Genomic DNA, 12,595 nt, shown 5'->3' with positions numbered 1-12,595 from the left:
TGGCATGGGATGACTCGCCCGACCAAAGACCGATTTATGAACCTTAAAAAAGTCGTTTTTGTTTTTGCATTACTGCTGATTTCGGATTTTACTTTCACGGGCTGTACCCATAACGGTAAGCGAGCGGTCGTCTCGGTGGCGCCGACGGCCCGCGAGCTGGAGATCGCCAGTCGGGGGCAGATTTCGCCTTTCGATCCGATCATGCGCCAGGTGGCGCATGAGGAGGGGATGGACTGGCGGTTGCTGGCGGCGATCGCTTATCAGGAGTCCCGTTTCGATCCCGATGCGCGTTCCCGCCGGGGGGCGCAGGGACTGATGCAGGTGATGAACAGCGTGGCCCGTGAGTTCGGCGTGCCGATCGATCGGATCAGCGATCCGAGAACCAATATCGCTACGGCGGTCAAGCTCATCAAAAAAATCGAGGGTACGTTGCGTTTCGGCGATGCCACTTCCGAGGAGGACAGAATCCGTATCGTACTGGCTTGCTATAATGCCGGCATGGGGCATATCATCGATGCCCGCCGTCTGGCTGTCAAACACGGGGCGAACCACAATTCGTGGGAGCAGTTGAGCCGCTTCGTGGCCCTGAAAGGGACGCCGGAATGGGCGGACGACGAGGCGGTGCGCCACGGTGCTTTTAACAGCGGCGAAACGATCGGGTTTGTCGATAAGGTGATGGCCCGATATTCGGAGTACTGCGAAAATTATATCTGAAAAAGTGTTGCGGCTTTAAAAAAAAGCCTATATTTGCAGGGTCGTTTCCGAAGGATCGGGGACGCGAGATACAAGAAGATGAAACGGAATTTCGGACATATGGCAACGGAGGGTTTTTATTCGCCCTTTTATTATTACTGCTGTGCACTCGCGGAGCGGACCGACGTTTCTTTGTCCTTGTAGAAAATTGCAGATAACACACGTTTCGATACACAAAGATCCGGCCTTCTCCCTTGGAAGGCCGGATCTTTTGTTTTTTAACCGTTCGTTTATTCGTATAGTTGAGGTTTGAGGGTACTGTTCTCTTTGTGAACAAAGAAAACCAGAAAACCGACGCAGCAGCCGAGCGCCATCGAACTCGTTCGGATGGCCGAGGCGCCGAGAAAAGGCGAAGCCGAACTTTTCGAGATCGCATCTCCTGAGTTTGGCAGATACTCTTTTCCTTCAGGATTTTCGGTTGGAACGACAGCCCGTTATTTTGCGGTTCGCAGAACCGCCGGCCTTGTCGCCCTGGCGCTTCGCGCCACGGGGGGAGGGCGACAGGCCGAACCTCAAGTTTAGGTGCAGGCCGTCGTTTCGGACGAACAGCATTCCAGGACCCGAAGCGTGCACGGTTGTCTTCGCGTTCCTCCTTGCTTCGGCTCATTAGGGTTTTCTTTTCAAAGAAAAATCTACCCTGAACGTTACAGATAAACGAACCAATAAAAATAGAAGATGCAGTCAATGAGAGTCGCCATACAGGGATACGAAGGGTGTTTTCACCACATCGCCGCCGAAGGATTTTTCGGAGAAGGGATCCGGATCGTACCCTGCGCCACCTTTCGCGGCGTGGTCAGGGCGTTGGAAGAGAGGAGCGCCGATACGGCCCTGATGGCCATCGAGAATTCCATCGCCGGCAGCATTCTGCCCAACTACGGCCTGTTGCAGGACCGGCGGTTGAGAGTCGTCGGAGAAGTTTACCTGCAAATCAGGCAGAACCTGCTCGTGTTGCCCGACGTGGAACTGGAAGACATACGCGAAGTGTGGTCGCACCCCATGGCATTGCTTCAGTGCGCCGATTATCTCGACGATAAAGGCTGGCGGCTGGTGGAGACCGAAGATACCGCCCTGTCCGCCCGGCACGTGGCCGAGCAGGGGGCGAGGAATGCCGCCGCCATCGCCGGCGAACTGCCCGCCCGGCTGTTCGGTCTGAAAGTCATCGCGCCGGAAATCAATACCATCCGCAACAACCACACCCGTTTCATGGTGCTGCGCCGGAGCGAAGACTGCAAAGAGGACGAGAACCGCGATACGATCAACAAAGCCTCGATGTTCTTCCAGGTAGGGCACCATAAAGGGTCGCTGGTGAGCGTGCTCAATACGATGGAACGGTATAACATCAACATGACCAAACTGCAATCCTATCCCGTGCCGAGCGACCCGTTCCATTACCTGTTCCACCTGGATATGGAATTTCAGGATGTCTGGGAATACCGCGAAGCGGTGATGCATATGAGCGCGGTGAGCGACGGCCTGACCGTGTATGGGGAGTACACGAAGGGGAGGCATATTTAAAAATGATTCGGCGAAACGAAGTTTACTTTCGGTTTCCTTGCGCTTGCAAGGCATCGTCAGCAAGCTGCCGTGCACTTGTTTCACTGCGCGGGCCGCTTGCCCAGCGTGGGCACACGCCCCCGCGCGGGAGCGCAGTTGTTTTCTGTTGCGAAGGTGCCCGCCCGTTAGCAGGGTAATAATGGAAATTTCGCGTAAGCGGAATTTTCAGGATTGCCGCGGGCACCGTCTTAAAAATGAGTTTTCGCGTTTGCGGCAGGCCCGCTTTAGCGGGGACGCCGCATGAGGCGGTGAACGAGTAGCGCGTTCCGTAAGGCACGCCGGGCGCCCCCGAGGGGGCGCAGGGGCGCCCGAAAAAAGAAAATGGGGCGGAAAAGCGGTCCGCACACAAATGAACATACTTAGATTAGATATTAAGATATAAGACCATGACACAGTTCGAAGTGGCCGACAGGCTCGGCGAAGTCAAGGAATACTATTTCTCGAAAAAACTCGCACAGGTCGAAGCCCTGCGCCGCGCCGGGCACGACGTCATCAACCTCGGCATCGGCAGTCCCGACCTGCCCCCGCACCCCTCGGTGGTCGAAGCCCTGTACCGGGGGGCGCAGGACGCGCATACCCACGGATACGCCAACTACAAGGGCGAACGGGTACTGCTCGAAGCCATCGCCGGCTGGTATCGCACGCGTTACGGCGTGACGCTCGATCCGGACACCGAGGTACTGACCCTGTACGGTTCGAAAGAGGGTTTGACTTACCTGTGCCAGACCTTCGTCAATCCCGGCGACAAGGTATTGGTGCCGAACCCCGGTTATCCGGCTTACGCGGCGGCGGTGAAACTGGCGGGCGGAATCGTAGACAGCTATCTGCTCACGGAGGAGAACGGCTGGATGCCGGACTTCGAGGCGTTGGAAAAGAGCGATCTGGGCGGGGTGAAGATGATGTTCCTGAACTATCCGCACATGCCCACCGGCACGGCGCCCGCGCCGGGACTGTTCGAGCGGTTCGTGGAGTTCGCCCGGCGGCATGGGATCCTGCTGGTGCACGACAATCCGTACAGCTTCATCCGCAACGACCGTCCGCAAAGCCTGATGGCCGTGCCGGGGGCGCGGGAGGTGGCCATCGAACTGAACTCGTTGAGCAAAAGCCAGAACATGGCCGGCTGGCGCGTCGGGATGATGGTGGGGCGGCCGGACATACTGGCGGCGGTGTTGCGCTGCAAGAGCAACCTGAACAATGCGATGTTCATCCCGATGCAACAGGCGGCGGCCGTGGCGTTGGGCCTGGGCGACGAGTGGTATGCCGGCGTGAACCGGACTTACCGGAGCCGCGAAGCGTTGGCGGTGAAGATACTGGAGACGCTGGGATGTACGGTTCGTCCGGGGCAGATGGGACTGTTCGAGTGGGGCAAACTGCCCGATGAGGCATTGGCCGGAGGGACGGACTGTTACGGGTTCATCGACCGGATTCTGGACGAAAAATACGTGTTCGTCACTCCGGGCGGCATTTTCGGCAGCGGCGGCGAGAAATACGTGCGGGTATCGCTGTGTGCGGACGAGGCGACGCTGCAACGGGCGTTGGAAAGATTGGCGAAATAAGGACGACAGGCCCGGGCTGACCGAACGTTCGGAATGGTCGGTGCCGGCTTTGCGCTGGGGTGGCTGCGGCTCATATAGGTTTACATTACGAAGAAAAATGATTGCAACGGTAATCGGACTGGGGTTGATCGGCGGGTCGTTCGCCCTGGCCCTGAAAGATAAGGGACTGGCCGACAAGGTGATCGGTGTGGATAACAATCCGGCCAATGCGGCCAAAGCGCTGGAACTGGGGCTGGCGGACGAAGTGCTGCCGATGGAAGCGGCCGTCGATGCGTCCGATCTGGTCGCGATCGCGATTCCGGTGAGCGCGATTCCGCTGCTGGCGGTGAAGATACTCAACCGGGTCAGACACCAGATCGTTATGGACATGGGGTCCACGAAAGAGGAATTGTGCGAGGTGATCGCCCAACATGCCCGGCGTGGGCGGTTCGTGGCGACGCACCCCATGTGGGGGACGGAATATTCGGGGCCGGAATCGGCGGTCAAAGGGGCCTTCGCCGGGCGTTCGGTGGTGATCTGCCAGCGCGAAATGAGCGATCCGGAGGCGGTGGAGATGGTGGAGGATATTTACCGGCAGCTGGGGATGCCGATCATCTGCATGGAGCCGGAAGAACACGACCTGCACGCGGCGTATGTGAGCCACATTTCGCAGGTTACGTCGTACGCTCTGGCGCTGACGGTGCTCGAAAAGGAGCGCGAGGACGAAACGATTTTCGCTCTGGCGGGCGGGGGCTTCGAAAGCACGGTGCGGCTGGCGAAGAGTTCGGGCGACATGTGGATTCCGATCCTGCTCAAAAACAAGTACAATGTATTGGACGTGTTGCGCGAACACATCCACCAGTTGCAGGTCATGCGCCGCATGATCGAGCGCGACGACACCGAAGGGTTGCGGGCTTCGATACGAAAGGCCAACTCGATCCGGCGGATCATTCATTGACCGGACGTACCCGTCCGGTGCTTGGCCGGTTTTCGGGTTTGGGGAGAGGGCGGCACGGCGGGGTACGGCAGGAGGGGACCCATGGCAATGGAGGCGTGTCCTGTGGGGAGCATGGGCGCACCGACTCCGTCAGGGCGGCAAGTACGGATGATAGAAAACAATAAAAAACCAAACAGATAGATGGAAACCAGGAAATTCGACTTGAAGGGCAAACGCCCGTTGATTATCTCGGGGCCGTGCAGCGCCGAGACCGAGGAACAGACGCTCGAAACCTGCCGCCGGCTGGCGGCTACCGGCGCGGTGGACGTGCTGCGTGCCGGTATCTGGAAGCCCCGTACCAAACCGGGGTCGTTCGAAGGCGTGGGACTGCCGGGTCTTTCGTGGATGGCCGAGGCCAAGAAGGAGACCGGGCTGCCGATCGCCACGGAGGTGGCCAATGCCAAACATGTGGAGGGGGCTTTGGAATTCGGCGTCGATCTGCTCTGGATCGGGGCACGCACGACGGTCAATCCGTTCAGCGTGCAGGACATCGCCGACGCCCTGCGCGGGGTGGACGTTCCGGTGCTGGTGAAAAACCCGATGAATCCGGACCTCGACCTGTGGATGGGGGCCGTGCAGCGGCTCCAGAAGGTGGGGATCGAAAAGGTCGGGTTGATCCACCGCGGATTCTCGTCGTTCGGACTGTCGAAGTACCGCAATAATCCGATGTGGCCGCTGGCGATCGAGATGAAGATGCGGATGCCGGACGTGCCGATGATCGGCGACCCGTCGCATATTACCGGGAAGCGGGAGTTGCTCAAAGAGGTGGCTCAGGAGTGCGCCGACCTGAATTACGACGGCCTGATCATGGAGAGCCATATCTGTCCGGATAAGGCCTGGAGCGACGCGGCGCAGCAGGTCGTGCCGGAAGAGCTGGCGGAGCTGGTGCGGAGCATCGTATGGCGCAAGCCGCAGGTGGATAAACCGGAGTTCCAGATGTCGCTGGACGAACTGCGCAGCCAGATAGACCAGTACGATGCGGAGCTGTTCACGCTGTTGAGCAAGCGTATGGACGTGGCCGAGAAGATCGGGGAGATCAAGCGGGACAACGAGGTGATGATCCTCCAGAGTTCGCGCTGGGAGGATGTGGTCAAACGGGTGATGGCGAATGCCGAAGATCTGAAATTGAGCCGGGAATTTATGAGTATCCTGCTCAATTCGATCCATATGGAGAGCATCAGCCGCCAGAACAAGGTGATGAATGCCAAAAAGTAACGGGCATCCGGTTTTGTCTGAATATGGGGATGGCGATTCGGATGTCATCCCTATTTTGTTTTGTTCGGGGGTAATGCGGAAAGGGGCAGGGGCGGTCTGACCCCTTGTTTGCTGCTGAGTTGCACCCGTTCGGTTCTTCGACGTAATGAGATATTCGGAGCATGCGGCGGGCGTATTGTTTCGGGCTGTCCGTTCGTCGTAGAGGTCCGGAAATAGCGGAGAACGGGTTGCGGAAAGCGGAAAAAATGGTATCTTTAGAGTGCTTTTTGCCGGAATAAAATGAATATGATGACAGCCAGACCGATTCAGATATATTGCGAGAACAATAACGCGACGCTTTACGTGGACGAAGGTTCCACGCTCGAACAGGTGTTGGAGATGCTGGCCCTGCGGACCGATTCTCCCGTCATCGCATGCTTTGCGGACAACCGGATGAAGGAACTTAACACCCGAATCTATTCGCCCAAGAGCCTGCGTTACGTGGAACTCACCTCGACGGACGGGATGCGCGTCTATGCCCGGTCGCTCTTTTTCCTGCTCCACAAGGCCGTGTCCGATCTTTACCCGGAGGCGAAACTCCGGGTGCTCTATACCGCTGCCAGGGGCTACTATTGCGAAATCGAAGGAGCGGGGCCTGTGGGGGCGGAACAGGTGGATGCCATCCGCAAGCGGATGCACACGCTGGTGGAACTGAATCTGCCGATCGTGCGGGAAAAACTGCTGATGTCGGATGTGGAAAAGCTGTACCACGGGCACGGGTATGACGACAAACTGGCCTTGTTGGGCACGCGGCCTCAGTATTTTATCACGGTCTACAATCTCGGCGGGCTGCCGGGATATTTCTACGGCGCGATGGTCATCTCGACCGGTTTTCTGAAAGTTTTCGACTTGCAGGCGTTCGGCGGCGGGTTCGTGTTGCAGATGCCGCGGCGGGACGATTGGTCGAAAGTGGAACCGATGCGTCTGGAACCGAAACTGTTCTCGGTCTTCCAGCAAAACAAAGAGTGGGCCGACATCCTGCGTATTTCGGACGTCGGGTCGCTTAATTCGCGGGTGCTGGAGGGCGATGCGAGTCAGATGATCAAAGTGGGGGAGGCGTTGCAGGAAAAGACGCTGGCGCGGATAGCGGACATTATTCTGGAGCGGCACGACAAGAGCGGCGTGCGGATCGTTTTCGTGGCGGGGCCTTCGTCGAGCGGCAAGACCACGTTGTCGAAACGCCTGTCGATCCAGTTGCGTGTGCTGGGGCTGGAGCCGCAGACCATTTCGCTGGACGACTATTTCGTGGACCGCGAGCATACGCCGCGGGACGAAAACGGCAATTACGATTTCGAGTCGCTGGAGGCGGTGGACGTGGAGGCTTTCAATGCCGACCTGAACCGGTTGTTCGCCGGCGAACGGGTGGAGATGCCGAAATTCCGCTTCACGGACGGGAAACGGTATTACGACGGGACGACTTTGCAACTGAGCGACCGGGGAATCCTGATCGTGGAGGGCATACACGGGCTGAATCCGGGGCTGACGCCGCATGTGGAAGACCGCCTGAAATACAAGATTTACGCTTCGGCATTGACGACGCTCTCGCTGGACAACATGAGCGTGATTTCGACCACGGACAACCGCCTGTTGAGGCGTATCGTGCGCGACAGCAAGTACCGGGGGCGTTCGGCTTACGATACCTTGAAGGGTTGGGCCAGCGTGCGTCGGGGCGAGGACAAGTACATCTTTCCGTATCAGGAACAGGCCGACGTGATGGTCAATACGGCATTGTTTTTCGAAATATCCATCCTCAAACAGTATGCCCAGCCGTTGCTGGTGAGGGTTCCGGCCAATACGCCGGAATATGCCGAGGCGTTGCGGCTGCTGAAGTTCCTGGATTACTTCGTGGAAATTTCCGACCGGGAACTGCCGCCGACTTCGATTCTGCGGGAGTTCCTCGGCGGGAGCAGTTTCAATTATTAAGAGGGAAGAAGGCCGCCGGGCGGGTCTCTTCGCAGATGCGTCCCAATGTTCAACGGCATACCCGCCGATCTCTTACCCGGACGCAGTTTCCGGTTCGTGTCCGTCCGGTCGATTCGGACAATATACCGATCCGCGTGTCGGAAGGTGCGGCTGGGGCCGTCCGGAGCGGGGTAAAGCCTTATAGGCTTCCGTTTTTATTTATCCGAAAAAGAGATGCGTGTCAAAATCCTTGTATTTCTTGTGTTCGCGTTCGTTTCCGGCGTAGCGGCGCAGGAGCATACGCGGCTGATCGTCACGTTCGGGGATGCCGGAATCGTGCCGTTCGACCCGCTGACGAATCGTTACCGGGCGGGATCGTTGTCGGCCGCGGCCGCTTTCGCCGACCGGTGGCGGGCGGAATTGGGGGCGGAGAATGTGTTCCTGGCGGACGTTCCCGCGCGCGAGCTGCCGTTGGGCGACCGGGTCTATCTGGCGTTGGCGGACAGTACGTTGAGGGGGCGGATCCTGCGGGAGGCCGGGTACGTGTCCGCCGCCGGGCGGGATTCGGTACTGGCCCTGTTCGGCGTAGCTCCGGAGGCGGATTCGCCGGGCGATACGGAGTGGCTGGTGGTCGATCGGTATGACGTGGATGGGCATGTGGCGGTACGGAGCAAACGGCAGGATTTTCGGGAGGTCAGGCCGTCGGGGCGGTTCGGAGAGCGGTTCGCGGAGGATGAAAAAGGGGTGAGGCGGTTTTTTCTCGAACCGGTGGCGGAGCTGGATACGACGGTGACGACACGGGACGGCTTTTTCGGGCCGTCGGCGTTTGCGGAACTGTTCCACCGTTTCCAGCTCGATGTTGCTGAAGGAGCCGACGTGTCGTTTTTCGCTCCGCCGGCGATGGATGCTGCCTTGCCGGCGGGGCCGTTGTGTCTGGGCGATGTGCTGAGGCTGTTCCGTTTCGATAACCGACTGGTGACGGTGAGGATGACGGGACGACAGTTGAAGGAGTGGATGGAAAAGGTGTTCGGGATGCGTTATTTCCGCATCGAAGGGGTGCAGTCGGACCTGGTACGGACGAGGGTGCCTTATTATTTGCACGACGATGTGGCGGGCGTTCGGTTCCGGGTCGATCTGACGGCGCGTTACAATCACCGGGTGACGATTTACGAAACGGAACGGGGCGAGAAGTTCGATCCGGAACGGATCTATACCGTCGTGCTCAATTCGTTCCGGGCGCGGGATTTGGAAGAAAAAGGGCTGAAACCGGAAACAGTGGCGGAGGATTACCGGCTGGCGCTGGCCAGGTGGCTTTCGGAGCATCCGCAGTTGAAGCCGAGGGCGCGCGACAATTGGTCGGCGGGGCCGGAGCGGTGGGTGAAGGCGATCGCGCAGCGGGAGAGACGGACGATTTTCGAGGGACGCTGACGGGGCAGTGCTCCTTCGGGTCGGCACGGAGTCGCCCGGGCGGAGGATCGTTTTCCGTTATGCTCGGTGCGCCTCTGCCGGTTTCGGGCCTGTATCGTTCGGGTATAGGGGAGGCTCGTATAAAACTTCCGGACAGGCCTTGCGGTATCCCGGAAAAGAGTTGTATCTTTGTTTTTTCAGGACTTAAAAAATATTACATATATGGCTCAGGATCAATTTGTAAACCGTCATATCGGCAATGGCCCGGAAGAGGTCGCGCAGATGCTCGCCACGATCGGAGTGAAATCGGTCGCGGAACTGATCGACCAGGTCGTCCCGCCGCAAATCCAGTTGCCGGGACCGCTCGACCTGCCCGAAGGGATGAGCGAATCCGACTTCGCCGCCCATATCCGCGCGCTGGGGGCCAAAAACAAACCGTTGCGCACGCTGATCGGCATGGGCTATTACGGTACGGCGACGCCGGCGGCGATCGTCCGCAATATTTTCGAAAATCCGGCCTGGTACACCTCTTATACCCCTTATCAGGCCGAGATTTCGCAGGGGCGTCTGGAAGCGTTGCTCAATTTCCAGACCGTGGTCAGCTCGCTGACGGGACTGCCGGTGAGCAACTGCTCGCTGCTGGACGAGGCGACCGCCGCTGCCGAAGCGATGATCATGATGTTCAACCTCCGTTCGCGCGAGGCGCAGAAGGAGGGCCGCAACGTCCTGTTCGTGGATGAAAATATCTTTCCGCAGACGCTCGACCTGTTGCTGACCCGTTCGGAACCGCTGGGCATCGAGCTGGCGGTGGACGCTTACGGCGAATATGAGTTCAGCGGCAGGGAGTTCGGCGCGATCCTGCAATATCCGGGTGCGAACGGACATATCGCCGACTATTCGGCTTTCGCGGCAGTTTGCCACGAAAAGGGGATGCTGGTGACGGCGGTCGCCGACATCCTTTCGCTGGTACTGTTGAAAGCGCCGGCGGAATGGGGCGCGGACATCGCCGTCGGTTCGACGCAGCGGTTCGGTATCCCGATGGGATTCGGCGGCCCGCACGCCGGTTACATGGCGACTAAAGACGCCTACAAACGGAACATGCCGGGGCGTATCATCGGGGTATCGGTCGATCGGCTGGGCAATCCGGCGCTGCGCATGGCGCTCCAGATGCGCGAACAGCATATCAAGCGCGAGCGGGCGACCTCTAACATCTGCACGGCGCAGGCGTTGCTGGCCACGATGGCGGGGATGTTCGCCGTTTATCACGGGCCGGAAGGGTTGAAGCGGATCGCGATCCATGCCCACGCGCATGCCCATGCGGCGGCGCAGCTTATCCGGGGACTGGATTACGAACTGGTGTCGGAAAACTATTTCGATACGATCGAAGTGGTCGCCGATGCCGAGAAAATCGAAGCCATTGCGGTGAAAAAGGGGCTGAACCTGTTCTATCCGACCAACGATACGGTGCATATCAGCTTCGACGAGGTTTCTACTCTGGCCGAAGTGAATACCGTGGCGGCTGTTTTTGCCGAAGCTGCGGAGAAAGAGGCCCCGGCGGCGACCGAAGTTCCGGAAGACCTCTATTTCGACGGGGCGTTCGTCCGCACGAGCGAAATTCTGACCGAAAAGGTTTTCCACAAGTATCATAACGAAACCGACCTGATGCGGTATATCAAGAAGCTGGAACGGCGCGACATCTCGCTGGCCAATTCGATGATTTCGCTCGGGTCGTGCACCATGAAGCTCAATTCGGCGGTGTCGATGATGCCGCTGTCGCTGGCCGAGTGGGGCAATGTGCATCCGTTCGTGCCGCTGGACCAGGCCGAAGGCTACATGGAGATGATCCGCGGGCTGGAACGCGACCTGGCGGTCATCACGGGTTTCGACGCCGTGTCGATGCAGCCGAATTCGGGGGCGGCGGGCGAATATACGGGCCTGATGGTGATCCGGGCCTATCATCACAGCCGCGGAGACTATCACCGGAACATCGCCCTCATTCCCGCTTCGGCGCACGGGACCAACCCGGCTTCGGCGGCCATGGCGGGCATGAAGGTCGTTGTCGTGGCCACCGATGCGAACGGTAACGTGGATGTGGACGATCTGCGCAAAAAAGCGGAGGAAAACGCGGCGAACCTATCGTGCCTGATGATTACCTATCCCTCGACGCACGGGATTTTCGAGAGCAAGATCAAGGAGATCATGGAGATCGTCCACCGGAACGGCGGGCAGGTCTATTTCGACGGGGCCAATATGAACGCGTTGGTGGGGCTGTCGTCGCCGGGCTATATCGGGGCGGACGTGTGTCACCTGAACCTGCACAAGACGTTCGCGATTCCGCACGGGGGCGGCGGACCGGGCGTAGGGCCGATCGGGGTGGCGAAGCATTTGACTCCGTTCCTGCCGTCGCATCCGATCGTGAAGACGGGCGGCACGGAGGGGATCACGGCGGTGTCGGCGGCTCCGTGGGGCAGCGCGATGGTGCAGATGATCTCGTACGGCTATATCAAGATGCTGGGGGCGAGCGGTCTTCGCCGGGCGTCGGAGATGGCGATCGTGGCGGCGAACTATATGGCTTGCGCTCTCAAGGGGCATTACGGTATCGTCTATACGGGCGAGACGGGCCGCGTGGGGCACGAGATGATCGTGGACTGCCGGAATTTCCGGGCGGATTACGGGGTTGAAACGGGCGATATTGCGCGACGGCTGATGGACTACGGTTTTCATGCGCCGACGCTTTCGTTCCCGGTGCACGACACGCTGATGGTGGAACCGACCGAAAGCGAACCGAAGGCGGAACTGGACCGTTTCCTCGAAACGCTGATCGCGATCAAGGCGGAATGCGTGGCGTCGGTGGGGCAGGAGGATCACATCGTGCGGAATGCTCCGCATACGGCTTACGAATGTTGCGGCGCGGACGGCGAAGGGGGCTGGAACCATCCCTATTCGCGGATGCAGGCGGCGTTCCCGCTGCCGTGGGTGGTGGAAAACAAGTTCTGGCCTTATGTGTCGAAAATCGATGCGGGCTACGGGGACCGAAACCTGGTCTGCACCTGCGACCCGCTCGAATCCTATCTCTAAACCGTTCGTTTATTTGTACAGTTGAGGTTTGAGGTGACTGTTCTCTTTGTGAACAAAGAGAACCAGAAAAACTTTTTGAGATGCTAGCGCATCTCCTGAGCCTGTCGGGTACCTT

General features: G+C 59.0%; 8 protein-coding genes. All 8 read left to right on the top strand.

All coding sequences use genetic code 11. The features are described from left to right. Positions 1-36 precede the first annotated feature (36 nt). Positions 37-714 (top strand): transglycosylase SLT domain-containing protein, encoded by a 678-nt coding sequence (locus RIKMI_RS0101170; protein ID WP_037291298.1) that lies wholly within the window; start codon positions 37-39, stop codon positions 712-714. Positions 715-1,428: 714 nt separating this feature from the next. Further along, entirely contained in the window at positions 1,429-2,268 is an 840-nt protein-coding gene (locus RIKMI_RS0101160; RefSeq protein ID WP_211224106.1) for a prephenate dehydratase, read from the top strand. 425 nt (positions 2,269-2,693) lie between these two features. Next, positions 2,694-3,863 carry a pyridoxal phosphate-dependent aminotransferase gene (locus RIKMI_RS0101155; RefSeq protein WP_027290139.1) on the top strand — a complete coding sequence of 390 codons (1,170 nt, stop codon included), beginning with the start codon at positions 2,694-2,696 and terminating at the stop codon, positions 3,861-3,863. A gap of 97 nt (positions 3,864-3,960) precedes the next feature. Continuing rightward, entirely contained in the window at positions 3,961-4,800 is an 840-nt protein-coding gene (locus tag RIKMI_RS0101150) for a prephenate dehydrogenase (protein WP_027290138.1), read from the top strand. Between the two features lie 180 nt (positions 4,801-4,980). Beyond that, entirely contained in the window at positions 4,981-6,054 is a 1,074-nt protein-coding gene (locus RIKMI_RS0101145; protein ID WP_027290137.1) for a chorismate mutase, read from the top strand. Positions 6,055-6,339: 285 nt separating this feature from the next. Continuing rightward, positions 6,340-8,016 (top strand): nucleoside kinase, encoded by a 1,677-nt coding sequence (locus RIKMI_RS0101140; protein ID WP_245584927.1) that lies wholly within the window; start codon positions 6,340-6,342, stop codon positions 8,014-8,016. Between the two features lie 213 nt (positions 8,017-8,229). Further along, the gene (locus RIKMI_RS0101135) at positions 8,230-9,423 is read left to right on the top strand and encodes a 5'-nucleotidase (protein ID WP_027290135.1); all 1,194 of its coding nucleotides are present in this window, start codon (positions 8,230-8,232) and stop codon (positions 9,421-9,423) included. A gap of 201 nt (positions 9,424-9,624) precedes the next feature. Next, positions 9,625-12,480 (top strand): aminomethyl-transferring glycine dehydrogenase, encoded by a 2,856-nt coding sequence (gene gcvP / locus RIKMI_RS0101130; RefSeq protein ID WP_027290134.1) that lies wholly within the window; start codon positions 9,625-9,627, stop codon positions 12,478-12,480. The last annotated feature ends 115 nt before the right edge of the window (positions 12,481-12,595 follow it).

Source organism: Rikenella microfusus DSM 15922 (assembly GCF_000427365.1).
Lineage (GTDB): Bacteria > Bacteroidota > Bacteroidia > Bacteroidales > Rikenellaceae > Rikenella > Rikenella microfusus.
Note: the sequence above shows the minus strand (reverse complement) of the source record. Positions and strands in the feature narration are given on the sequence as shown.

Bases quoted from the DNA above. Each gene is read 5' to 3' on its own strand.
- RIKMI_RS0101170 (WP_037291298.1), top strand. From the start codon at position 37: ATGAACCTTAAAAAAGTCGTTTTTGTTTTTGCATTACTGCTGATTTCG.
- RIKMI_RS0101160 (WP_211224106.1), top strand. From the start codon at position 1,429: ATGCAGTCAATGAGAGTCGCCATACAGGGATACGAAGGGTGTTTTCAC.
- RIKMI_RS0101155 (WP_027290139.1), top strand. From the start codon at position 2,694: ATGACACAGTTCGAAGTGGCCGACAGGCTCGGCGAAGTCAAGGAATAC.
- RIKMI_RS0101150 (WP_027290138.1), top strand. From the start codon at position 3,961: ATGATTGCAACGGTAATCGGACTGGGGTTGATCGGCGGGTCGTTCGCC.
- RIKMI_RS0101145 (WP_027290137.1), top strand. From the start codon at position 4,981: ATGGAAACCAGGAAATTCGACTTGAAGGGCAAACGCCCGTTGATTATC.
- RIKMI_RS0101140 (WP_245584927.1), top strand. From the start codon at position 6,340: ATGATGACAGCCAGACCGATTCAGATATATTGCGAGAACAATAACGCG.
- RIKMI_RS0101135 (WP_027290135.1), top strand. From the start codon at position 8,230: ATGCGTGTCAAAATCCTTGTATTTCTTGTGTTCGCGTTCGTTTCCGGC.
- gcvP (WP_027290134.1), top strand. From the start codon at position 9,625: ATGGCTCAGGATCAATTTGTAAACCGTCATATCGGCAATGGCCCGGAA.